This is a genomic window from Flavivirga abyssicola (assembly GCF_030540775.2).
Lineage (GTDB): Bacteria > Bacteroidota > Bacteroidia > Flavobacteriales > Flavobacteriaceae > Flavivirga > Flavivirga abyssicola.
The window spans coordinates 127,099-152,528 of sequence record NZ_CP141266.1; the positions used below are offsets into that span (position 1 = coordinate 127,099).

At 31.1% G+C, this 25,430-nt stretch carries 21 protein-coding genes; 15 read left to right on the forward strand and 6 right to left on the reverse strand.

The features are described 5' to 3' along the window. Nucleotides 1-72: 72 nt before the first annotated feature. Nucleotides 73-933, reverse strand: a complete 861-nt coding sequence (nadC, locus tag Q4Q34_RS00480; RefSeq protein ID WP_135874285.1) for a carboxylating nicotinate-nucleotide diphosphorylase — start codon at nucleotides 931-933, stop codon at nucleotides 73-75. 128 nt (nucleotides 934-1,061) lie between these two features. Between nadC and rlmH the strand changes: the two genes are divergently transcribed. After that, nucleotides 1,062-1,535, forward strand: coding sequence for a 23S rRNA (pseudouridine(1915)-N(3))-methyltransferase RlmH (rlmH, locus tag Q4Q34_RS00485; protein ID WP_303317504.1), 474 nt, complete (start codon nucleotides 1,062-1,064; stop codon nucleotides 1,533-1,535). A gap of 27 nt (nucleotides 1,536-1,562) precedes the next feature. Here rlmH and Q4Q34_RS00490 read toward each other — a convergent pair whose 3' ends face one another. Both Q4Q34_RS00490 and hpf read right to left on the reverse strand, forming a co-directional pair. Then, complete coding sequence (locus Q4Q34_RS00490) at nucleotides 1,563-1,922, reverse strand: MmcQ/YjbR family DNA-binding protein (RefSeq protein WP_303317503.1); 360 nt, start codon at nucleotides 1,920-1,922, stop codon at nucleotides 1,563-1,565. Nucleotides 1,923-1,945: 23 nt separating this feature from the next. Next, nucleotides 1,946-2,245, reverse strand: a complete 300-nt coding sequence (gene hpf / locus Q4Q34_RS00495) for a ribosome hibernation-promoting factor, HPF/YfiA family (protein WP_303317502.1) — start codon at nucleotides 2,243-2,245, stop codon at nucleotides 1,946-1,948. A 149-nt stretch (nucleotides 2,246-2,394) separates the two neighbouring features. On the opposite strand from hpf, the gene Q4Q34_RS00500 reads away from it, so the two are divergent. The 13 genes from Q4Q34_RS00500 to Q4Q34_RS00560 all read left to right on the forward strand — a co-directional run bounded on the left by Q4Q34_RS00500 (nucleotide 2,395) and on the right by Q4Q34_RS00560 (nucleotide 19,105). Beyond that, nucleotides 2,395-2,967, forward strand: coding sequence for a non-canonical purine NTP diphosphatase (locus tag Q4Q34_RS00500; protein ID WP_303317501.1), 573 nt, complete (start codon nucleotides 2,395-2,397; stop codon nucleotides 2,965-2,967). Between the two features lie 72 nt (nucleotides 2,968-3,039). Next, a complete protein-coding gene (locus Q4Q34_RS00505) occupies nucleotides 3,040-5,259 on the forward strand; it encodes a RelA/SpoT family protein (protein WP_303317500.1) in 2,220 nt (739 codons plus the stop codon). A gap of 26 nt (nucleotides 5,260-5,285) precedes the next feature. Continuing rightward, on the forward strand, nucleotides 5,286-5,738 hold the full coding sequence (locus tag Q4Q34_RS00510) for a Fur family transcriptional regulator (protein ID WP_135874260.1): 453 nt from the start codon (nucleotides 5,286-5,288) through the stop codon (nucleotides 5,736-5,738). 13 nt (nucleotides 5,739-5,751) lie between these two features. Further along, nucleotides 5,752-7,038: an adenylosuccinate synthase gene (locus Q4Q34_RS00515; RefSeq protein WP_303317499.1), complete on the forward strand. Its 1,287-nt coding sequence runs from the start codon at nucleotides 5,752-5,754 to the stop codon at nucleotides 7,036-7,038. Nucleotides 7,039-7,201: 163 nt separating this feature from the next. Continuing rightward, nucleotides 7,202-8,326, forward strand: coding sequence for a helix-turn-helix domain-containing protein (locus tag Q4Q34_RS00520; RefSeq protein WP_303317498.1), 1,125 nt, complete (start codon nucleotides 7,202-7,204; stop codon nucleotides 8,324-8,326). 313 nt (nucleotides 8,327-8,639) lie between these two features. Continuing rightward, nucleotides 8,640-9,167 (forward strand): hypothetical protein, encoded by a 528-nt coding sequence (locus tag Q4Q34_RS00525; protein ID WP_303317497.1) that lies wholly within the window; start codon nucleotides 8,640-8,642, stop codon nucleotides 9,165-9,167. 159 nt (nucleotides 9,168-9,326) lie between these two features. Next, entirely contained in the window at nucleotides 9,327-11,156 is a 1,830-nt protein-coding gene (locus tag Q4Q34_RS00530) for an OstA-like protein (RefSeq protein WP_303317496.1), read from the forward strand. Continuing rightward, a complete protein-coding gene (locus Q4Q34_RS00535; RefSeq protein WP_303317495.1) occupies nucleotides 11,156-12,337 on the forward strand; it encodes an aspartate aminotransferase family protein in 1,182 nt (393 codons plus the stop codon). Before Q4Q34_RS00530 ends, Q4Q34_RS00535 begins: the two co-directional genes overlap by 1 nt. Before the next feature lie 158 nt (nucleotides 12,338-12,495). Continuing rightward, the gene (locus Q4Q34_RS00540; protein ID WP_303317494.1) at nucleotides 12,496-13,890 is read left to right on the forward strand and encodes a tetratricopeptide repeat protein; all 1,395 of its coding nucleotides are present in this window, start codon (nucleotides 12,496-12,498) and stop codon (nucleotides 13,888-13,890) included. Between the two features lie 160 nt (nucleotides 13,891-14,050). After that, nucleotides 14,051-14,971 carry a DUF368 domain-containing protein gene (locus Q4Q34_RS00545; protein ID WP_303317493.1) on the forward strand — a complete coding sequence of 307 codons (921 nt, stop codon included), beginning with the start codon at nucleotides 14,051-14,053 and terminating at the stop codon, nucleotides 14,969-14,971. Further along, nucleotides 14,971-15,990, forward strand: coding sequence for a DUF368 domain-containing protein (locus tag Q4Q34_RS00550; RefSeq protein WP_303317492.1), 1,020 nt, complete (start codon nucleotides 14,971-14,973; stop codon nucleotides 15,988-15,990). Before Q4Q34_RS00545 ends, Q4Q34_RS00550 begins: the two co-directional genes overlap by 1 nt. Next, nucleotides 15,983-16,720 carry a shikimate dehydrogenase family protein gene (locus Q4Q34_RS00555; protein ID WP_303317491.1) on the forward strand — a complete coding sequence of 246 codons (738 nt, stop codon included), beginning with the start codon at nucleotides 15,983-15,985 and terminating at the stop codon, nucleotides 16,718-16,720. Before Q4Q34_RS00550 ends, Q4Q34_RS00555 begins: the two co-directional genes overlap by 8 nt. Before the next feature lie 108 nt (nucleotides 16,721-16,828). After that, nucleotides 16,829-19,105, forward strand: a complete 2,277-nt coding sequence (locus tag Q4Q34_RS00560) for a DUF349 domain-containing protein (RefSeq protein ID WP_303317490.1) — start codon at nucleotides 16,829-16,831, stop codon at nucleotides 19,103-19,105. Nucleotides 19,106-19,299: 194 nt separating this feature from the next. Here the strand turns inward: Q4Q34_RS00560 and mazG are convergent, their stop codons facing one another. Beyond that, complete coding sequence (mazG, locus tag Q4Q34_RS00565; RefSeq protein WP_303317489.1) at nucleotides 19,300-20,073, reverse strand: nucleoside triphosphate pyrophosphohydrolase; 774 nt, start codon at nucleotides 20,071-20,073, stop codon at nucleotides 19,300-19,302. Between the two features lie 152 nt (nucleotides 20,074-20,225). Next, on the reverse strand, nucleotides 20,226-22,496 hold the full coding sequence (locus tag Q4Q34_RS00570) for an aconitate hydratase (protein WP_303317488.1): 2,271 nt from the start codon (nucleotides 22,494-22,496) through the stop codon (nucleotides 20,226-20,228). Between the two features lie 207 nt (nucleotides 22,497-22,703). On the opposite strand from Q4Q34_RS00570, the gene Q4Q34_RS00575 reads away from it, so the two are divergent. Beyond that, on the forward strand, nucleotides 22,704-24,404 hold the full coding sequence (locus tag Q4Q34_RS00575; protein ID WP_303317487.1) for an LIC_10190 family membrane protein: 1,701 nt from the start codon (nucleotides 22,704-22,706) through the stop codon (nucleotides 24,402-24,404). A gap of 71 nt (nucleotides 24,405-24,475) precedes the next feature. Here Q4Q34_RS00575 and Q4Q34_RS00580 read toward each other — a convergent pair whose 3' ends face one another. After that, complete coding sequence (locus tag Q4Q34_RS00580; protein ID WP_303317486.1) at nucleotides 24,476-25,429, reverse strand: AAA family ATPase; 954 nt, start codon at nucleotides 25,427-25,429, stop codon at nucleotides 24,476-24,478. Nucleotide 25,430 lies beyond the last annotated feature (1 nt).

Consider the following 25,430-nt stretch of genomic DNA (forward strand, 5'->3'; position numbering starts at 1 on the left):
CATTTAGTATAAACGTCTAAAAGTTTATTGTTTCATACACAAAAACCTAAACTAATTTGAAAGTAATAAAAACTAATTTACAGCTTTTAAACTTAAATCCATGTTATGAACAGAATGTGTTAAAGCACCACACGAAATATAATTTACACCACATTCTGCATAATGTCTAATAGTGGTTTCATTTATGTTACCCGAAGACTCTGTAAGACATTTATTGCCAATCATTTTCACTGCTTTTCTGGTGTCTTCGTAATCAAAGTTATCTAGTAAAATTCTATAAATACCATCGATTTTTAATATTTCTTCAACCTCCATTAAATTTCTGGCTTCAACCATAATTTTTAAATCTTTATTGGTTTCTCTCAGATACGACTTAGTCATTTCAATGGCTTTTGTAATACCTCCTGCAAAATCAATATGATTGTCTTTAAGCATGATCATATCATATAATGCAAATCTGTGATTTTCTCCGCCACCAATAACTACTGCCCATTTTTCCAATACACGAATTCCTGGAGTGGTTTTACGAGTATCAAGAATTTTAGTATTAGTTCCTTTTAATAAATTAACAAACATCCTTGTTTTAGTAGCTATCGCGCTCATACGCTGCATAGCGTTTAACACTGTTCGTTCTGCTTTCAAAATAGATTGCGAAGACCCTTCAATAAACATAACCACATCTCCATAAGTAACTTCTGTACCATCTTCAATTCTAACATCTAATTTCAGGTTCTTATCTACATAAGCAAGTACTTTTTTAGCAAAATTAACCCCACCTATAACGCCTTTGTCTTTAACTAAAATCTTTGCTCTACCTTTAGCATTTTCAGGAATACAAGCCAAAGAGCTATGATCACCATCGCCCACATCTTCTCTTATAGCGTTTGAAATTATTGCTTTAACCTCTGTATCAAATTGCTCTTGTGTTATCATATAATTAGTCAGTTTGCAACAAAAATAAGAAATTGATTTACTAAATTAAATTTTACATTTATGAAATTTTTATTTTTTTCATCTTAAAAATATGTTTTTCATAAATACTAAACAGTAATTTTGCTTTTATGACTATAAAACTTCTCGCCATTGGAAAGACTGATAACAAAAACCTTCAATTGCTAATTGATGAATATACAAAGCGTTTAGGTTTTTATATAAAGTTTTCGCTGGAAATCATTCCTGATATAAAACATGCTAAAAATTTAAGTAAGGAACAGCAAAAGCAAAAAGAAGGTGAACTCATTATAAATAAACTTCACACGAGTGATATTTTGATTTTATTAGATGAAAACGGTAAACAATTAGATTCTGTTGAATTTTCCAGTTACCTACAAAAACATATGAACTCTGGTATTAAACAGCTGGTTTTGGTTATTGGCGGACCTTATGGGTTCTCACAGGATGTTTACAACAAATCAAATGGAAAAATATCACTATCTAAAATGACATTTTCCCATCAGATGGTACGTTTATTTATTATTGAACAACTATATAGAGGGTTTACTATTTTAAAGAATGAACCTTATCATCATAGATAATATCAATTGAATTTTAAGATGAATAACTTATAAATTCTCTAATTCCAACTGCTCTTTCTTAGTAAGTTTTGCCACAACTAATCGATATGAAATATCTAACCATTCGTATAATATTTTATCAGAAATTGAACCATCAACCACAACCGTGCTCCAATACTTCTTACTAAAATATGAAGGTTCTTGTAATGCATCATATTCCACACGAAGTTCTTCTATAGTTTCTGACTCGCATTTAATACTAAAACTATCGAATGTATTTATATCGGTGGCCGTAAACATCTTACCTTTTACTTTAAAGACAAGAACATGAGGCAACTTAGAAAATGGAATAGATTCGGTGACTCCTTTCTTAGACAAACAATACCATCTATAATCTTCAATGTTCACTATATTAAATATTAAACCTTTAATTAATGTGTTTTATAAACTTCTTTTCTTTTTTCCAATTGACGCTCTAGGTCTTTAATAGTCTCCCTAACAGACACCTCAAAATTTCGTTCATTAGACGTTGCAAAAATTCGAGGTCCTGGTAAACTCAATTCTATGTTGCAAATTTTACCTGTATCATGTTGATTTTCGTTTTGTTTAAAATGCACACTGGCACTTATTAAAAACTCATATCTGTTAAATATTTTTTTTAATTTTTCTTCTGTGAAAGCCGAAAGTGTTTCACTTACATCTACACCTACATACTGAATGTTTACTGTCATAATTATTTCTATTTTAATATTATAATTCTGATCTAAGATACTTGTTTTCTAAATAATTTTTAGTAACAAAAATCATAAAAAAGTTATAAAATATTTTTACTTATAAATCAATATAGTAGTATTTTTGAAAACTTAAATCCATTTCATTTATGCAACTTGTTTTCGCCACTAACAACCTTAACAAAATAAAAGAAGTACAAGGTTTGATTCCTGATCATATAAAATTATTAAGCTTAAATGATATTGGTTGTTTTGAAGACATCCCAGAGACTCAAAATACAATTGAAGGCAATAGTATTGAAAAGGCTAATTACGTAAAAACCCATTATGGATATGATTGTTTTGCTGATGATACAGGCTTGGAAGTAGAAGCATTAAACGGAGCACCAGGCGTTTACTCTGCTCGCTATGCTGGCGAGCAACGCGATGCTAATGACAATATGAATAAATTATTGACTGAGTTAAACACAAAAACTAGCAGGAATGCACAATTTAAAACGGTTATAACATTACAACTTAATAATAAACAACACACCTTTACAGGCATATGTAAGGGAGAAATAACACATACTAAAAAAGGGGAGCTTGGTTTTGGCTACGACCCTATTTTTAAACCTAATGGACACCAGCTAACGTTTGCTGAAATGGACTTGACACTTAAAAATAGTATTGGCCATCGAGGAAAAGCTATTCTTCAATTAGTAGATTTTTTAAATTCCTAATCCTTAAAAAATCAAGTATAAAAAACCAAAAATCATGTTGGTGGTTAATATTCTTTATCTTACTTTTAATCCATGACAGAGGAAGATATTGAAAAAGAAAATGCAGCAATTACTAAAGCCTACAAAGAATTATTAAAGGTTAGCTACACAACGCTATCTGATGATGATAAAAAACTAATACGTAAAGCTTTTGATGTTGCTATTGATGGTCATAAAGACCAACGTAGAAAATCTGGAGAAGCTTATATTTTTCATCCTTTAGCTGTAGCAAAAATAGTTGCTCAGGAAATTGGATTGGATGGCACTTCTATTGCTGCTGCCCTACTCCATGATGTTGTTGAAGATAGTCCGGATTATAGTATAAAAGACATTGAAAAACTATTTGGAAAAACAATAGCCACCATAGTAGATGGTCTCACAAAAATATCTTCTTTAAGTAAGGAAAAAGACATGAATGTGTCTTTGCAGGCAGAAAATTTCCGTAAAATGCTGCTTACACTTAATGATGATGTGCGTGTTATCATAATAAAAATTGCAGACAGGCTCCATAATATGCAAACAATGGCGTCGATGCGTCCTGACAAACAGGAAAAAATAGCCTCAGAAACTTTATATATTTATGCGCCTCTAGCACATCGAATTGGTTTATACAACATTAAGACCGAGCTTGAAGACTTAGGATTGAAATATACCGAACCTGGTGTTTATAATGATCTTTTTGATAAAATAAAAGAAAGCAAGGAAGAACAGGATAAATATATTGAAGAATTTAGTGAGGTAATTAGGAACTCATTAAATAAAGAAAATTTTGATTATACTATAAAAGGACGACCAAAGTCTATTTTTTCAATTAGAAAAAAAATGCTCAAGCAGGGGGTCTCTTTTGATGAAGTATACGATAAGTTTGCGGTAAGAATTATTTATAAAAGTGACGAGGTTAATGAAAAGTTTTACGCCTGGAAAATATACTCCGTTGTAACAGATCATTTTAGACCTAACCCCATACGTCTTCGTGATTGGATTTCCTCTCCTAAATCTACAGGATATGAAGCTTTGCATATTACTGTTATGGGACCTAAAGGACGTTGGGTAGAAGTTCAGATACGAAGTGAACGTATGAATGAAATTGCCGAAAAAGGCTATGCTGCTCACTATAAATACAAACAGGATAACGAGAAAGAAGATAATTTAGAAAGTTGGATTAATAAACTTCAGGAAGCTTTAGAAAACCCAGACACAAATGCAGTAGATTTTGTTGAACAATTTAAACTCAACCTTTATTCGCAGGAAATATTTGTGTTCACACCTACCGGAGAATTAAAATCATTACCTAAAGGCGCTACATCATTAGACTTTGCCTTTAATATTCATACCGAAGTTGGTATGAGAACAAGAGGTGCCAAAGTAAATGGTAAATTAGTGCCATTGAGTCATGAATTGCAAAGTGGTGATCAGGTAGATATTTTAACCTCTGAAACAGCAAAGCCTAATGCCAACTGGTTAGACTATGCCACCACAGCTAGAGCTAGAAGCAAAATAAAATCAGCTTTAAAAGAAGATAAAAAACGTATTGGCGAAGATGGCAAAGAAATTCTTAGAAGAAAACTAAAGCAGCTAAAAATAACGCTGAATGAAGCTTCTACGAATGAGCTAGTTAACTATTTTAAACTTAAGACAAGTTTAGATTTATTTTATAGGGTTGGTATTGGTACGATTGACAATACCATGATTAAAAGCTATGCTGCTTCCAGAAGCAACGCTTTAATGAGTTTTATTAAAAATAAAATTACCAGAAAAGCAACTATAAAAAAAGAAGACTTAGAAAAAGAAGAAGTTACTGCTAAATACGATTCTTTAGTCTTCGGTAAAGAAGAGGAAAAACTAGACTATAAAATATCTAATTGCTGCAACCCAATTCCCGGAGATAAAGTTTTTGGTTTTCTAACCGTTAATGAAGGCATTAAGATTCATAAAAAAAACTGCCCCAATGCACTTAGTTTACAATCCAATTATGCTTACAGAATTATGCAAGCCAAATGGGTAGACTCTTCGCAGCAAGAGTTCTTAGCTAAAATTAAGGTTACAGGTATCGATCATATAGGATTAGTAAGTGATATCACTTCTATTATTTCAGACAATATGCATGTGAATATGAAGAGCTTAAGTTTTGAAAGTGATGACGGCTTATTTTCGGGAAAAATCAATGTCGTTGTAAAAAATAATACCATTATAAAAAAGCTTTTAGAGAAGTTAAAAAAAATTAATGGTATAGATAAGGTTACTAGAGTGTAAAAAAAGTGTAAATTTGCGACGGAATTATGAATGCAAAGGCAGATACAAAAAATCAAGATATAGTAAAAAGCGTATTTACTAGCTTTTTAGAAAATAACGGGCACCGAAAAACTCCCGAACGCTACGCTATACTGCAAGAAATTTATAATAATACAGAACATTTCGATATAGAATCCTTATATCTTAGTATGAAAAACAAGAAATATCGTGTTTCTCGTGCTACACTTTACAATACTATAGAATTACTTCTGGAATGTGGTTTGGTAAGAAAACATCAGTTTGGACAGAACCAAGCACATTATGAAAAATCATATTTCGATAGACAACACGATCATGTTATACTAACTGATACCGGGGAAGTTATAGAGTTTTGCGACCCTAGAATTCAATCTATCAAAAAAACAATCGAAGAAATCTTCGATATAGAAATTAATAACCATTCACTCTATTTTTACGGAAATAGAAAATCAAACACTTAACTAATTTTTTACAATGGCAGTAGATTTACTACTAGGATTACAATGGGGAGACGAGGGCAAAGGAAAAATTGTTGACGTACTTACCTCTAACTACAATATTATTGCACGTTTTCAAGGTGGTCCCAATGCAGGGCATACTTTGGTATTTAATGGCAGAAAACATGTTTTACATACCATCCCTTCTGGCATATTCCATGACGATGCTACAAATTTAGTAGGTAATGGCGTTGTTATAGACCCTGTTATTTTTAAAGGGGAACTAGACAAGTTAGAAGAACAACATGTAGATTATAGAAAATCCTTAGTTATTTCTCGTAAAGCACATATCATTTTACCAACGCATCGTTTGTTAGATGCTGCTAGTGAAGCATCTAAAGGAAAAGCTAAAATAGGTTCTACCCTTAAAGGTATTGGCCCGACTTACATGGACAAAACGGGTAGAAATGGTATTCGTGTTGGTGATTTAGAATTGAGAGACTGGAAAGAACGTTATAGAGCACTAGCAGATAAGCATGAATCCATGATCTCTTATTATAATGTAGACATAGAGTATGATTTAGCAGAGCTAGAAGTAGATTTTTTTAAAGCTGTAGATGTTTTAAAATCTTTAAAGTTTATAGATTCTGAAGAATATATTTATCAAGCACAAAAATCTGGGGAAACCATACTTGCAGAAGGTGCGCAGGGATCGTTATTAGATATCGACTTTGGTACTTATCCATTTGTAACATCAAGTAATACAACAGCTGCTGGTGCTTGTACAGGATTAGGTGTATCGCCCAACCAAATTGGTGATGTATTTGGTATTTTTAAGGCCTATACAACACGAGTAGGTTCTGGTCCTTTCCCAACTGAGCTTTTTGATAAAGATGGAGAAACTATGGCACGTGTTGGTAATGAGTTTGGTGCTACTACCGGACGCCCAAGACGTTGTGGTTGGTTAGATTTAATTGCTTTAAAATATGCATGCCAAGTAAATGGTGTTACACAATTAATGATGATGAAAGGCGATGTACTATCTGGTTTTAAAACCTTGAAAGTATGTACGGCCTATAAATATAAAGGAGACGTTATTAAACATTTTCCTTATAATATTGAACCAGAAAATGTAGAACCAATATATACCGAGTTTAAAGGCTGGGACGAAGATTTAACAACCATGTCTGAAGCGTCTCAATTACCTCAAGCTTTAAACGATTATATTGAATTTTTAGAAAAAGAATTAGAGATTCCTATTACTATTGTTTCTGTAGGACCTGATAGAAAACAGACTATTTTTAGAGAACAGTTGGTTCACTAAGTACTAGAACACATATTGATATAAAAAACGCTTCAAAGTATTTTTGGAGCGTTTTTTGTTTATAAACCAAAACAAATTCTTTAGAAAATTTAAAAACTATTCTTATTCCCAATTAAAACAAAAGACTACTTTTTTAGTAGTCTTTTTCTTTTATATTTGCCTTATGGAGGAATTGAATTTTAATGTATATAATGTCCTTATTCTTGCAGGAATTATTCATGGTTTTATTTTCAGTTTGATTATTTTCTTAAATAAAAACCTTAATTCAAAAACCAATTACCTTCTTGCGTTTACCATTTTATCTTTAGCTTTTAGCAACCTACAATATTGGTTTATAGATACTGGTATAATACCAAGATATAAATACGATAATAATAGCTTATTATTTATTCCTTTTGAGTTTTTAATGCTTCCATTCTTTTTTCTTTTTGTTAAAAGCTATCTCAATAAAAAAATCAATAGACTTGAATATATCTATCTATTTATTCCTTTTTTACTAAGTATAGTGTATTTATTAGTTAGAAACTTTCTAAATGATGATCTAGCTATTATAAAAATTTTCAATTTAGTTGTAGAATACATTTCTATTATTTTCTCCATAACGATAATAGTTTTAGTTTTTAGACTGTTAATAATTTATCAAAAAAGCCATTCAAAATATAGCATCCATGATGTCATCATAAAAACAAAATGGCTTAAAAGAATTTTATTTTTAGGAATTTTACTTTGTGTTTTATGGGGGATTTCACTAAGTATTTTTAAAAACTTATTTAATGGAGGATATTATCATTTATATCCATTATGGATTGGTCTATCTATTTTAATTTATTGGATAGGTTACTCTGCTATTTTACAGAAACATTTATATCAAGAAAGAAAAGAAATAAGAAAGAAAATTTCTAATAAATCGCATAAAAAACTACTACCAATAAACAATAAAGCAAAGTCTGCAACCTATTTAAAAATTGATGGTTTAATAATTGACAACAAACTACATTTAGATCCATCTTTATCTTTAAAAACACTTTCCAAAAAACTTAACCTAAGTGAAGGTTATATTTCTCAACTTATAAACAAAAACTCTAATTTGAGTTTTAACGACTATATAAATTCGTTAAGAATAAACGATGCTAAAGAAATGTTGACTAATGACAATTATAAAAATTATACCATTTTGGCTATTGGGTTGGAATCTGGATTTAATTCAAAATCTAGTTTTTATGCCGCATTTAAAAAGTTCACAGGGCAAACACCTATTGAATATAAAAAAGGTGTCCGGAATCTTTAACTTTTTATAAAAACTGGACTTTGACACCTCAAAATAGCGATACTTTTGCTTCTCATTAATCATAAATACAATCGAGGGCGTAATGTTTAGAATCAGTCACCTTTTATCAATTAATCAATAAGGTAGTGAATCTCATCAAAGTAATGAGTTTCTATTTTTTTAGAACATCTAAATAGCCTTAAAAATAACAAAAAAGCTGAAAAATTTAAATATCGAATTCCTAAATACAAATAGAAAACAATTTCTTTTTCCTATCAATTACTTGATATTTTATAATATCATTTTATAGTTAAAACATAAATTATTATAAATTATGAAAAAAATAATTATTGGAATCCTTATTTCAACTTCTTTTTTCTGTTTTGGACAAAACAAAAAAATTGAAAACTGGACAGAAAAAGAGAAGATCAAATATCAGAAGCTAATAGAATTAGCTCAATATGTAAATGGAAAAGAAAAATCTGAAATTTCTAATGACATTTTGTTTAAGAAGTATATCGAATTTGATTATGTATTAAAAGATACATCTAAAATTCGAATTGAAAAACGAATCCAATCATTTGACACTTTATTTTATTATTTCAGAAGACCAATAGATAGTTTAGAAATTAAAAACCTAGATGCAAAACCTGTCCGATTTTATAAAGAGCATAAAATCTATAAGCCTTTTAATAATGAATTGGCAGGAATAAAATCAAATGTTTTTGTCTATTTTATAAAAGACAAACCTGAAAACCCTAAAGGGACTTTATGGTTTGATGAAAAATCTAATAAATTAATTGCTTGGATTTTATTAAATCAAGGTGGATATCGATATTTTTTATCTTTTAACTTGTTATAAGGCGCTTAACAAACTACTAAACAAGTAACCATTTTTAATTATAAAAAACGCTTCAAAGTATTTTGGAGCGTTTTTTGTTTTATTCCTAATCATAAAAAATATCCAACAGATAATTAAACATCATTATAATCGTTATTTTTGCGACAAACTTTTTATATTTTGAACAAACTACAAGTTTTATTTTTTATCCTTATTATTGGCTTTGTTTCATTAACAACCCATGCGCAAGAAAAAAAGAAAATTGAAATTGAATACGCTGGTAAACTTACCATAGACGAAGATAACTACCCAGGTGCCAAAGTGCTAACCCGTGATGATGCACAACAAGTACATATAAAACATAAGGGTGCAAATATGTGGTGCGATAAAGCCATTCATTATGGTAAAGAAAATTTCATTGAAGCTTATGGTAACGTTCAATTGAAACAAGGTGATACCATAGACATGACCTCAAAATATGTAGAATATAGTGGCCTAACTGGTTTAGCATTTGCAAGTGGAGATGTTGTTTTAAAAGACCCTAATTCCACAATATCCTCAGACACCCTATATCTAGACCGCATCAAACAACAAGCTTTTTATAAAAGTGGTGGAACGGTTGTAAAAGATTCATCTGGTACTATTACAAGTAAAATTGGGAGGTATTACATGGATATTAAAAAATACCAATTTGTTGAAGATGTGGTATTAGTAAATAAAGAATCAACCATTAATTCCAATTTTTTCGATTTCTACTCAGATACCGGTCATGCTTATTTATTTGGTCCATCAACAATAACAACAGAAACAAGCGTAACGTATTGTGAAAAAGGATTTTACGATACCGAAAATAAAGTGGGCTATGCCTTAAAAAAAGCAAGAATAGATTATGATAATCGTATTATAGAAGGAGACAGTCTGTATTTTGATAATAATATTAGTTTTGCTTCGGCTACCAATAACATTAAAGTAACAGATACTATTAATAATAGTATCATAAAAGGCCATTACGCCGAGGTTTTCAAAGAAAAAGATTCTGTATTTATTACAAAGCGAGCTTTAGCAATTACACAACAAGAAAACGATTCTATCTATATGCATGCAGATAAAATCATGGTAACAGGAAAGCCTGAAAATCGTATTATCAGAGCTTATTATAATGCTAAAATATTCAAGTCTGATCTTAGCGGCAAAGCAGATTCCATACATTCAAACCAAAGAACTGGTATTACAGAATTAATAAATTTAGACCGGTTTTCGTCTGGCGATAAATTTTCTACAAAACGAAGACCTATTATCTGGAATATAAAAAATCAAATGACAGGGGATACCATTCATTTAATCTCAAATACAGAAACAGAAAAAATAGATTCGCTAAGGGTTTTCAATAATGCCTTTATTATTAGTAAAGACACAATAAGTGAAAATGGTTATAATCAAATTTACGGCATGCGATTAACAGGTCTATTTAATGAAGAAAATGAGCTAAGGCAAGTTGATATCGTCAAAAATGCTGAGTCTATTTTTTATACGCGCAATGATAAGCAAGAACTTATAGGTATTGACAAAGCTAAATCTGGAAGCATTTCCATGCTTTTTGCTGCAGGTGATATAGAAGAATATAATCGAATAAATCAAGTGGATGGTAAATTATATCCTGAATCTAAATATCCTGAAAAAGAAAAAATCTTAAAGGGTTTTGATTGGCGTGAAGATGAGCGTCCCATGAGCGTTGAAGATTTATTTAAAGATGATCCACCTTTAGTTTTACCTGTTATAAAAGGATTAGAAGATTATGTTCCTCAAGAAGATTTCTTTGACGAAGAGATGCTAAAACGCATTGAAAATTCTGATACTCGACCAAAAAACAACAGAGAAGAACCTCTAAAAGCATCGAGGAATATTCCAAAACCAGTTGAAAAGAAACAAGTTCCCTTAACTCCAAAAACCATAAAACAAAACCGAAAGAAACTTATTGAATCTAAAGCTAACCGTCCTAACAGGAAATAGTGAAATCAGATTTTTTTAAATATCAAGCGCAAACAACGCCTCACCCATTAGCCATGGAAATTTCTCATGCTAGCGGTTCCTATATTTATGATACCGAAAATAAAGCATATTTAGATTTTGTAGCAGGAGTTTCGGCGTGCCCTTTAGGGCATAATCATCCTAAAGTTATAAATGCAATTAAAGCTCAATTAGACAATTATTTGCATGTCATGGTATATGGAGAATATATCCAGAAACCAGCTGTAGAGCTCACTAAATTATTAGCTAAAAATCTCCCCGATTCTCTAGAAAAAACATATTTAACCAATTCGGGTACCGAAGCCATTGAAGGCGCCTTAAAACTAGCCAAACGTGCTACTGGAAGAAGTGAAATTATAGCAGCACATAATGCATATCATGGCAACACCATGGGAGCTATGAGTGTTATGGGGTATGAAGAAAGAAAACAAGCCTACAGACCATTATTACCAGATGTACAATTCATTACCTTTAATAATGAAACCGAGTTAGAGCACATCACGATTAAAACGGCTTGCGTAATATTAGAAACGATACAAGGAGGAGCTGGTTTTATAGAACCACAAGAAAAGTATTTAGAAAAGGTAAGAAACCGATGTGATGCTGTTGGAGCACTTCTAATTTTAGATGAAATTCAACCAGGTATAGGTAGAACAGGTAAGCTTTTTGGGTTTGAGCATTATAATTGTATTCCAGATATTTTAGTTACTGGTAAAGGTTTAGGTGGCGGTATGCCTATAGGCGCTTTTACAGCTTCTGGAAAACTTATGGAGTTATTACAGGACAACCCAAAATTAGGGCATATAACTACTTTTGGAGGTCACCCGGTTATTGCGGCATCTGCTCTGGCAACCTTGAAAGAAATTACAGAAAGCAACTTAATGCAGCAAGCATCAGAAAAAGAAAAATTAATCCGTAAACTTCTGGTACATCCGCTCATTAAAGAAATTAGAGGAAAAGGACTTATGCTTGCCATTATAATGCCTTCAGAAGAGATAACAAATTCATTAATTCTTAAGTGCCAAGAAGCAGGTTTAATACTATTTTGGCTCCTTTTTGAACCCAAAGCAGTAAGAATAACGCCGCCTTTAACCATTACAAATGAAGAAATTTCTAAAGGCTGCTCAATAATTATTAAGGCTTTAAGTACTATTGAAGACTAACCACACCTCTCAACGTTCTGAAAATCAAATCAAAAAGCCTAAAACGCCACAAAAAGGCATAGTTGTTGATTACTTTGTTAAAAACATTTGCTTGACCTGTCGTGATTAAGGCAAATAGAAGCTTAAATTTATTCATATAGAAACTTACAATAGTGTGTATGGAGTTTAGTCATAATGACAACAACAATTTACCCTTGTCAAAATTTGAATCGATGCTAAAAACAAATCATGTTTTATTCTTCGATTCTGAAGAGTTTGAAAACATTATTCACTATTATCTAAATCAAGGCAAAATAGCTTTAGCAAAAAAAGCGATTAAATTAGGCCTAGACCAACACACCACATCTATAAATCTAAGACTTTTTAAAGTTGAAGTTTATGTTTTCGAAGATAAACTAGTAGAGGCAGATACTTTATTGAATGAGCTTTATAGTCTAGATCCCATGAATGAGGAAATCTACATTCAAAAAGCCAACATATTATCTAAAAAAGATGAGCACCAACAAGCTATAGATGTATTAAAAAAAGCATTAGAACTCACAGACGATGTTATTGATTTGTATTCTTTAATTGGTATGGAATATCTCTTTTTAGACCAATTTGAAAATGCCAAAATATATTTCATAAAATGTTTAGATGAAGATATGGAGGATTATTCTTCACTTTACAATGTAATATATTGTTTTGAATATCTAGGTCAAAATGAAGAAGCCATTTCTTATTTAAATACATTTCTGGATAAAAACCCATATTGTGAAGTAGCATGGCATCAATTAGGAAAACAATATTATGCCTTGAAAAAGTATAAAAAAGCATTGGCTGCTTTTGATTTTGCTATTATTTCTGACGATACTTTTGTAGGTGCATATCTAGAAAGGGGAAAAGTACTTGAGGAATTGAAACGTTATGATGATGCCATAGAAAACTATAGTATTTCTTTAAAACTAGATGAACCAACATCTTTTGCTTTATTACGTATAGGAAGCTGCCATGAAAAATTAAGAAATGATGATTTAGCAGTTCAATACTACTACAAGACTGTACATGAAGACCCTTTATTAGATAAAGGCTGGATAGCAATAACAAAATATTATAACAGAAAAAAGAATTTCCAAAAAGCATTATATTATATAAATAAAGCGATTAATATAGACCCTGAAAATGTTATCTATTGGAAGCTATATTCACAAATTAACCAACGCCTTAACTTTTATGAAGAAGCAGAACGTGGGTTCAAAAAAACACTGGAATTAGGAAATTATGAACTCAACACCTGGTTATCTCGTGGTGATTTATTAATCAAACTTGGCGAACCACAAGCTGCCATTTATAATTTTGAGCAAGCGATGGAATTTTATCCCGAAAATGCTGAGTTAGAATATCGTTTAGCTGGTTTATATTTTTCTCTAAATGAAAATGACAAAGGGACTTTCCATTTAAAAAATGGAATTCGTTATAATAAAGAATACGCTTTTATAATCGAAGAACTTTTCCCTAAAGTTTCTAATAAAATACTGGTAAAAGCACTACTTAAAAATAAGACCATAAAATAACCTGTTTTTCGTTAACACAGACTCCATCATCCGTATAATGCCCATATAAACATTAAATACGAACCTGCTTCGCAACAGTATTCTTAACTTTCTAGTCGAATTTTAATCCTGAATGTTTCATTAAAATGTATACCTTTGATTTTAGTTTAAAAATCAGAATATGCAAAGACGTTTAATCGATTATTTCATTATTTCTTTAAAAGGTTTAGCTATGGGAGCTGCAGATGCAGTCCCTGGTGTTTCAGGCGGTACTATTGCATTCATATCTGGTATTTACGAAGAACTCATTTCATCTATTAGTAACATAAACATTTCCCTTTTTAAAACGCTCTTCAGTAAAGGTTTAAAAGCTTTTTGGGAACAATTAAACGGAAATTTTTTACTTGCGTTGGCAACTGGTATTATAATCAGTTTTGTATCATTCATGAAACTTGCCAAGTATTTATTAGAAAATCATCCCATTTTAATTTGGTCATTCTTTTTTGGACTAATAGTAGCCAGCATTTATTTTGTTGGAAAACAAATTTCTAAATGGAATGCATCTGTAATCATAGCTTTAATTGTTGGTGCTGGAATTGCCTTTTATATTACAAGACTTCCAGCTTTAACGACTAGTGAAAGTGCTTTATACCTGTTTTTGGCTGGGGCTATTGCTATTTGTGCCATGATATTACCTGGTATTTCTGGATCTTTTATATTAATAATTTTAGGCGCATATAAAACGCTTAGCGATGCTATTCATGATATAGATATAAAGAAAATACTTGTTTTTGTTAGTGGAGCCCTTGTAGGACTACTTAGTTTTAGTCATATTTTAAAATGGCTTTTCAAACATTATCATAATATTACATTAGCATTACTTACTGGTTTTATTTTTGGATCTCTAAATAAAGTATGGCCATGGAAAAAAACGTTAACATGGCATACTAATTCCAAAGGCATAAAAACCCCCGTTTTACAAGAAAGTATTTCTCCTTTTTCTTTCGATGGTGAAAGCCAACTTTTGTTTGCCATCATTTTAATGATTATTGGTTTTTTAACTATTTTTATTCTAGAAAAAGTAGGTTCAAAAAAACAATAATGGAAAGTACCAGGACACTTACCGATAAAATTTTTCTTATTCTAAAAGGGTTAGGTATGGGGGCTGCTAATAAAGTTCCTGGCGTATCTGGAGGTGTTGTTGCTTTTGTTGCTGGTTTTTACGAAGAGTTTATTTATTCGCTTAAAAAAGTAAATATTAAAGCTTTTAAATTACTTATTAATGGTCGGTTTAAGAGTTTTTTTAATTATATAAACGGTCGTTTTTTAAGTCTACTCTTTTTAGGAATGATTATTAGCTATTTTAGTATTTCTAAAGTTTTAGACTACCTAATAAAATACTATGAACTCTATGTTTGGAGTGTTTTTTTTGGAATGATAATAGGATCTATTTATTACATAAATAAAGATTTTAAAGATTGGAACCTCAAAACTTACTCCTCATTAGCTATTGGAATAATAGTCGGCTTAAGTATTAGTTTTTTTAATCCTGCAAAGGAAAACGACAACCTTTGGTTTGTGTTTTTTTGTGGCATCATAAGTGTCTCTGGAATGACGCTTCCTGGTTTTTCAGGTTCTTTCATACTCATTTTATTAGGCAATTATGTACTCCTTTTGGTGGATTCTGTAAATGCACTCTATGATACCGTTTATGAAGTTCTAGGAGGTAATTTCACTTTTACTCATAATTTAGAACGTATAAGAATGCTCAAAGTTCTAGCTGTTTTCACACTAGGGTCTGTAGCTGGCTTAGTCACCTTCTCTCATGCCCTTAGTTATATTTTGAAACACTACAAGAGCATAACAATTTCTGCTATAATAGGTTTTATCATTGGCTCTCTGGGTGTTGTATGGCCTTGGAAAAAAACGGTATATAAAATGGATGTTGGAGGTCATTTCATATTAGATTCGGCAGACCAAAAAATAATAGAAAATTATGAGCGTTTCATTCCAGAATTAAATACAGAAACCTACTATGCCATTGCATTTGTTTGTTTTGGAATTGCTATTGTTTTAGCCTTGGAATGGTACGGACAAAAAACCAGAAAAACTCATGAATAAATTAGGACTATTAGGTAAAAATATATCATACTCATTTTCAAGAGCATATTTTCAAAAAAAATTTGAAAATGAAAAAATAGCTAATACGACCTATGAAAACTTCGATATTGAAACTATCGATTTATTTCCTTCTGTAATAAAAGACACTATAAATTTAAAAGGTTTAAATGTCACTATACCCTATAAAGAAGTTGTTATACCATACCTAGATAAAGTAAATAAAAAAGCAAAAGCCATAGGCGCAGTAAACACCATAAAAATTACTAAAAAAGGAAAATTAGTAGGGTACAATACAGATTGTTACGGTTTTAAGAAAACGCTAGAACCCTTTTTAAAAGCACACCATAAAAATGCACTGATTTTAGGAACAGGCGGAGCGAGTAAAGCTATTGCGTACAGTTTAAAAAAACTAGGGATCTCGTATCAATATGTTTCAAGAAATCAATCAGAAGGAATCGGTTTTACTTATAATTCTTTGACTGGTGATGTTATCAAAGAACATCAAATAATTATAAATTGTACGCCATTAGGCACCTTTCCAAATGTTGATGATTGCCCGAATATTCCGTATCAATCTATAACAGATCAACATATTTTATTTGATTTAATATACAATCCGGAAGAAACCAAGTTTTTAAAATTAGGCAAACAACATAATGCTGTAGTAATTAACGGACTTAATATGTTAAAATTACAAGCAGAAAAGGCCTGGTCTATATGGAATTTATAGTTAAACGGTCTTACGATAGTTAAAAGCACTTCGTATTCTTTGTAAATAATAAGACTTGTTAGTATATTTAAAGTCTAAAGTATTTAATGAACCTTAACATTTTTTAAAATGTCTGATAATAAAAAACTGCAAGAAATAGAAGAAAACAATGAAGATAAGTCAATCGTAAGTCTATCTAATGATACAACGAACGATGACGCTTCATTAGAATCAAATGACGAGATTGACAGGACTGAGGATGCTACTGGTTCTGATGATGCAGTTGACAAGCAAGGCATTGAAGACCCTAAAACAGAAGAACATGTTGAAATAGGTACAGATACTGAAGCTAAAACAGCAGAAACTGGGAATCATAATGAAGAAACCTCAATAGTAAGTCAATCTAATAGTGACTCAACTAACGATGCTTCATTAGAGTCAAATGACAAAACTGAAAAAGCTGACACCGCCAATTCTGAAGATGTAGTTGATACTAATGAGGCTGTTAGCGAAACTAGTAAAGACAATGAAAGTCCTAAGGAAAACACAAACCTCGAATCGGACATTAAAGCCGAAACCAAAGCTCCTGAAACAGAAAAAGAAGCAGATAAAGTCATTAATGAAATAGAAGAGTCTAATGCAGAGGATGCAGAAGACGAAGGGAATAAAGAAAGACATACTATTGAAGTTAAAGCTTATGATACGATGTCTTTAGAAGCACTTGCTATTGAATTAGAGAAGCTTTTAAAAAATGAAAAGGTACAAGCCATAAAATCTCATGTAGACAATATAAATAATGAGTTTAAAACGAAGTTTCAAGCTTTAATAGATGAGAAAAAAGAAGAATTTTTAAATGATGGCGGTAACGAAATAGATTTTTATTATTCCTCTCCTGTTCAAAAAAGATTCAAAGAAGCTTATAAAGAATATCGAAAAAGGCTAAACGAACATTACCAAGGTTTAGAAAAAAACCTAAAGCAAAATTTAGCTAATAAACTAGAGATCATTGAAGATCTTAAAGGCTTAATCAACCTAGAAGAAAATATAAACACAACTTATAAGCACTTTAAAGAATTACAAGAACGATGGCGTACAACGGGCCCTATCCCAAGAGACAAGTATAATAATGCCTGGAATAGTTACCATCACCACGTAGAGATATTTTACGATTTCTTACACTTAAATAGAGACCTACGAGATTTAGATTTTAAACATAACTTAGAAAAGAAGTTATTAATTATTGCCCGGGCTGAAGAGTTGGCTCAAGATGATAATGTTATGCGTTCTTTTAGAGAACTACAAGAGCTACATAAAATGTGGAAGGAAGAACTTGGTCCTGTAGCTAGAGAACACAGAGAAGAAATCTGGGAACGCTTTAAAGCAGCTACAAAAATTATTAATGATAAGCGACAAGTTTACTACCAAGAAATAGATAAAGTTTACGAAAAAAATCTAGAAAACAAACTTGAAATTATAGCTAAAATTAGTGCTATAAATACAGAAGAAAACAAATCCCACAGTGATTGGCAAAAGAAAATTAAAGAAATTGAAGAACTTCGTAACGCCTTTTTTAATGCTGGAAAAGTACCAATAAAAGTAAATGAAAGTACTTGGGCTAAGTTTAAAGAATCTGTGCGCATCTTTAACAGGCGAAAAAATGCTTTTTATAAAGGTCTTAAAAAAGAACAATATAATAATCTACAACTAAAATTAGATTTAATTAAAATAGCTGAAGATAATAAAGATAGTGATGATTTTGAAGCAACAACGCCTTTGATGAAAAAAATTCAGAGCGATTGGAAAAAAATAGGTCATGTACCTAGAAAGGATAGTGACAAAATTTGGAAGCAATTTAAAGCGGCATGCAACAGTTATTTCGATAGATTACATGCCAAAAGAAATGCTGCTAATCAAGAAAACATCGATGCGTTTAATAAAAAGAATGAATTCTTAGGAGCTCTTAAAGAGTTAAAATTAACAGAAGAAACTAAAGAAAAAAATCTAGCTCTTATAAAAGAACAAATCACACAATGGAGAACTTTTGGAAAAGTACCAAATGATAAACGATATATTGAAGGTAAATTTCAAAAGACCATAGATAGCTTACTTACAAGTTTAGAAATGGATAAAAATGAAGTTGAAATGATAAAGTTTGAAAACAAACTGGATAACATCAATACTTCTGATGACGATCATAGAAACTTAGATAACGAACGTGCCTTTATTCGTAAAAAAATTGATGAAGTAAAAAGTCAAATTAATCAGTTAGAAAATAATCTACAGTTTTTCACTAATGTTAATGATGATAATCCACTTGTAAAAGAAGTTCATCAAAACATTAAAACACATAAAGAATCTTTAAAACTTTGGAAGAGTAAACTTCAAAAAATTAAGGATTTCTATTAGAATTTCAATTACTAAGCAACACGTTAATAATAGAAAGTTTAAGGCATTTTAGGGTATTATCTTATTAATAATTTAAAAGGATAATATACTAATATTTTATCCACTATCTACTAATAAAGCACCTTTTTCCTATATATTTTTAAAAAACTTTATCCCCTTTTACAAGAAACTCATTGTGCAAATTATTCTAAAAATCATAATGACTTTGCTTCTTCCCAAAAAACATCCATTTCTTCTAAAGACATCTCTTTTAAGGGTTTATTAATTGCTTTAGCTTTCTCTTCCAAGTATTGAAAACGTTTAGAGAATTTTTTATTAGTGCGCTCTAAAGCATTTTCTGGGTTAATATTTAAAAATCTGGCATAATTTACCATAGAGAACATCACATCTCCAAATTCACTTTCCATAGCATCCTGATCACCTGATTGTACTTCTGTTTTAAATTCTGCCAACTCCTCCTCTACTTTTTCCCAAACCTGATTAGGTTCTTCCCAATCAAAACCTATTCCTGCTACTTTTTCTTGTATTCTATTTGCTTTTACCAATGCAGGTAAACTTTTAGGTACGCCTTCCAAAACACTTTTTTTACCTTCTTTTAGCTTCAAATTTTCCCAATTTCGTTTTACGTCTTCTTCATTCTCCACTTTTACATCGCCATAGATATGTGGGTGTCTGCTAATTAATTTTTCGCAAATACTATTGCAAACATCAGCAATATCAAAATCATTCGTTTCACTTCCTATTTTTGAATAGAAAACTATGTGTAACAACACATCACCTAATTCTTTTTTTATCTCATCCAGATCATTGTCTAAAATAGCATCACCAAGTTCATAAGTTTCTTCAATTGTTAAATGACGTAACGTTTCCATAGTCTGCTTTTTATCCCATGGACATTGAGCTCTCAACTCATCCATAATGGTTAACAATCTATCAAAGGCCTTAAGTTGGTTTGCTCTAGAATTCATATAAAGTGTTTCGGTAAAAATACGATTAAATTATAAATGGTTTTATTGATTTATTAGATCTGTCAGGTTTTAAAAACCTGACAGATCTAATAATATAAAAACAAAAAATCCAGCTTAAAAGCTGGATTTTTTTATGACTAAATACCATTTTATTAAACGGCATTTTGCTTTTTAATTAAGTTTAATGCAGAACCTTCATTATACCAATCTATTTGAGATTGATTATAGGTGTGGTTTACTTTAATAGCATCTTTACTTCCATCTGCATGAACCGCCTCAATAGTTAATTGCTTACCAGGTGCAAATGCATTTAAATCTGTAAAGTTAAAGGTATCGTCTTCTTGAATTAAATCGTAATCGGCTTCATTTGCAAAGGTTAAACCTAACATCCCTTGTTTTTTAAGGTTTGTTTCATGTATACGAGCAAAAGACTTTACTATAACTGCCGCAACTCCTAAATGTCTTGGTTGCATTGCAGCATGTTCACGAGATGATCCTTCACCATAATTATGGTCACCAACAACTATGGTTTTAATTCCGGCTTTTTTATACTCACGTTGCACATCCGGTACACCTCCATAATCGCCTGTTAATTGGTTCTTAACAAAATTTGTTTTCTGGTTAAAAGCATTTACCGCACCTATTAAAGTATTATTGGCAATGTTATCTAAATGGCCTCTAAAACGCAACCATGGTCCAGCCATAGAAATATGATCAGTAGTACATTTACCAAATGCTTTAATTAATAGTTTTGCACCTGTAATGGAATCTCCTAATGGTACAAATGGTGTTAATAATTGTAAACGCTCTGAATCATCTTTTACAGATACCTGTACATGACTACCATCTGCTTCTGGTGCTAAATATCCGTTATCTTTTACATCGAAGCCTTTTGGTGGTAATTCCCACCCTGTTGGCTCATCAAACATAACTTCTTCTCCATTTTCATTAATTAACTTATCTGTTAATGGATTGAAATCTAAACGCCCTGCAACAGCAATTGCTGCTGTTAATTCTGGTGAGGCAACAAATGCATGTGTATTTGGATTTCCATCTGCACGCTTAGCAAAGTTTCTGTTAAAAGAATGTACTATACTATTTTTAGGTGCATTTTTAGGATCACTATATCTGGCCCATTGCCCTATACAAGGTCCACAAGCATTTGTAAATATTTTAGCATCTAATTTCTCAAATACATCTAGAATACCATCTCTTTCAGCTGTATATCTTACTTGTTCAGAACCTGGATTAATACCTAATTCTGCTTTCATTTTAACCCCTTTATCTAAAGCTTGCTGTGCAATTGAAGACGCTCGTGATAAATCTTCATATGAAGAATTTGTACAAGAACCTATTAACCCCCACTCTACTTTAATTGGCCAATCGTTGGACGTCGCTTTTTCCGTCATTGCTGAACCCACTTCTGTCGATAAATCTGGCGTAAATGGCCCATTTAAAAGTGGTCCTAGCTCAGATAAATTGATATCAATAACTTGATCAAAATATTGCTCAGGATTTGTATACACCTCAGCATCAGCAGTTAAGTGTTCTTTTACACTATTTGCTGCATCAGCAACATCAGCTCTATCTGTGGAACGCAAATAACGCTCCATAGAATCATCATAACCAAATGTTGAAGTTGTTGCTCCAATTTCAGCTCCCATGTTACAAATAGTACCTTTTCCCGTACAAGACATAGATGTTGCTCCTGGTCCAAAATATTCAACAATAGCACCTGTTCCTCCTTTTACAGTAAGAATCTCTGCTACTTTTAATATCACATCTTTTGGTGCTGTCCAACCAGATAATTTACCTGTTAATCTTACACCTATTAATTTAGGAAATTTCAATTCCCATGCCATACCAGCCATAACATCTACAGCATCAGCTCCACCTACACCAATAGCAACCATTCCTAATCCACCTGCATTTACCGTATGCGAATCGGTACCAATCATCATACCTCCTGGAAACGCATAATTTTCTAAAACTACCTGATGAATAATACCTGCACCAGGTTTCCAAAAACCAATACCATATTTATTAGAAACAGATTCTAAAAAATTAAATACCTCACTACTTACTGAATTTGCATGTTTTAAATCTGTTACAGCACCTTCTTTGGCTTGAATTAAGTGATCACAATGCACTGTAGTTGGTACGGCTACTTTAGATTTTCCAGCTTGCATAAACTGTAGTAATGCCATTTGAGCGGTCGCATCTTGGCACGCTATTCTATCAGGTGCAAAATCTACATAGTCCTTTCCTCTTACAAATGCCTTAGTAGGATTGCCATCCCAAAGATGAGAATACAAAATCTTTTCAGAAAGCGTTAACGGTTTTCCTACTATATCGCGTGCTTTATCAACACGCTCAGCCATTTTGGTGTATACACCTTTTATCATATCGATGTCAAATGCCATAAAAAATATTTTAAATTTTGGTTTTTTTAAAGTTATGCAAATTACAAAATTTATATAAATTTATTGAGAATAAACAGCCTAATAGATTAGCTGTTAAATTTAATTTAAGAAAGTCATATTTTTAATGAAAAAATATTAGGGTTTTGATTAAATTTCGTCATTAAAATTGATAAATTAACAACTATATTCATAATAATAGTTTTTTATATGGCACTTATTTTTTTAAGTTGGATTTATATCTTGATAACAGCTACCAATTTCGGGATTCTTTTTAGAAAGTTTTTCGGAATTCAAAATTGTCATATAATCATCCATCAAGTTTTAGGACTCTTCCTGTACACAATTACCACAAGTTTATTTGCTTTTTTTATAAGGTTGCATATTGAGTATTATTTGGGGATTCTAATTATAAATATTCTTATTACATTTAGCTATAGAACCACGCTTAAATTTTATATTAATGCTTTAGTAAAATCAATTCGTGAGCTAAAAACACATTACAAATTACTTTACCTCTTTTTGTTTTTTATCATATTGGCACAAAGTAGTACACAACCCTATCTTTTGGATAACGAATCTTACTATATCCAAACTATAAAATGGCTTAATGAATACGGCTATGTAAAAGGTTTGGCAAATCTGCATATGTTTCTTGGTCAAAACTCCGCCTGGCACGCCCTACAAGCTGGTTTAAATTTTCCTTTCCTTTCAACTAATTTTAACGATCTAAATGGATTTCTATTTGTTATTATTGGTTACCTCGCCATTGAAAAATTAAATAACTATAAACCTGAAGGTTCTATTCAAGATTTTGCTTTTGGTATGATCTTGATATTTTCCCTCTTCTTGATGCAGTTTATTAATAGCCCTTCACCCGATCTTATTATTTTTTTATTAGCTCCCTATGTATTTTATCTTTTTATAATTGGGTATAAAAAAATAAATGTAAACGACTTCAAAATTATTTTAAGCCTAGTTCTTTTTTTATGTTTTATAAAAGTAACTATGGGTATTTTATCTATTTTAGTCATTATATTGTTTATTAAACACTTCAACACCTTAAAGAATAAGATATTACACTATTTTATTCTAAGTGGGCTTATTCTAATCTTATTTCTCTTAAAAAATGCTATAGTTTCAGGATATTTAATTTATCCAATTCAATCACTCGACATATTGGACGTTGACTGGAAACAACCAAAAGTTCTTTTAGAGTTTTACAATAATGGCACATACTTAGCTGGTATGAATAATAATGCTGATGTATCAACATTAAATCTTATAGAGCGTTTTAAATATTGGATTAGCATTCCAAAATTACACGGAGTTTTTAATAAAATTTATATTTTATTTATACTAATATTTCCTTGGTTTATTGTTAGGAGTAAGGACAAATCTAGTATGATGGTAATTTATACTTTAGCTATCTTACAGTTTATTGTGTTATGGAACACATCCCCTCAGTATAGATTTTTCTTTATTTTTATTATCTTTTTATCTATTCAATTTTTTATTTCTATTATAAAACATAAATCTCTTGGAGTGTCTTTGGTTTACCTATCAATTATAGCAAGTGCCATTCCTGTATTTTTTAATATAAATCTGAATACTTTTACCAATAATCATTTTTCAATGGCATTAAGTCAATTTAAATTAAAACATGTAGTAGTACCGGAAGGAAACTCTAAAACGGTTACATCATTTAACAAACATATTATTAATGGTTTTGAATTTAATTCGCCAGATGACGATGTATTCTTTTGGAGTACAGGTAATGGTAATATACCCTGCGTCAATAAAAAACAAATTGACTATATAATGTATTACTATAACTATATACCACAACAGCGAAGTAAAAATTTAGCTGATGGATTTAAGTCTATCTTAATTGAAAAAGAGATGAAATAAAAAAATTCTCGAAACCAATAATTAGCCTTGGAAGTATATTAATTTACCAAAAAGTCAAACTGTATTAAGTACTAAAACAAACTTTTAATAATTTGACTTTCTGAAATACCTTCAGCTTCTGCTTTATAGTTTTTAATAATTCTATGTCTTAAAATACTATTTGCTACAGCTTGAACATTTTCGATATCTGGAGAGAACTTACCATTAATAGCTGCATGTGTTTTAGCTGCTAAAATTAAGTTTTGGGAGGCTCTAGGACCTGCTCCCCAATCTATATATGTTTTCACTAAATCTGTAGCTGTATCTCCATTAGGCCTCGTTTTACCTACCATAGCAACCGCATATTCAATAACATTATCTGCCACAGGAATACGACGAATAAGATGTTGAAAATCTATTATCTGTTGTGCAGAAAATAAAGAATTCACTTTTGCTTGACTATCTGAAGTCGTTGCTTTAACAACTTCTACTTCTTCATTAAATGAAGGATAATCTAAATTAATTGCAAACATAAAACGGTCTAATTGGGCTTCGGGAAGTGGATATGTTCCTTCTTGCTCAATAGGGTTTTGTGTTGCTAAAACAAAATATGGTAGGCTTAATTTATAATGATGTCCTGCTACGGTTACTGCTCTTTCTTGCATAGCTTCTAAGAGAGCAGCCTGTGTTTTAGGTGGGGTTCTATTAATTTCATCTGCTAAAATAATATTAGAAAAAATAGGTCCCTTTATAAATTTAAAATGACGGTCTTCGTCTAGAATCTCACTACCTAAAATATCACTTGGCATTAAATCAGGAGTGAATTGAATACGTTTAAAATCTAACCCTAATGCTTGGGCAATGGTATTTACCATTAGGGTTTTCGCCAAGCCGGGTACCCCTATAAGTAAGGAATGTCCTCCTGAGAAAATAGATATTAAAATTTGATTTACAACTGCATCTTGCCCAATAATAACTTTAGCAATTTCAGTTTTTAAATCTTTATATTGTTTTACAAATTGTTCAATGGCTTTTACATCAGACATA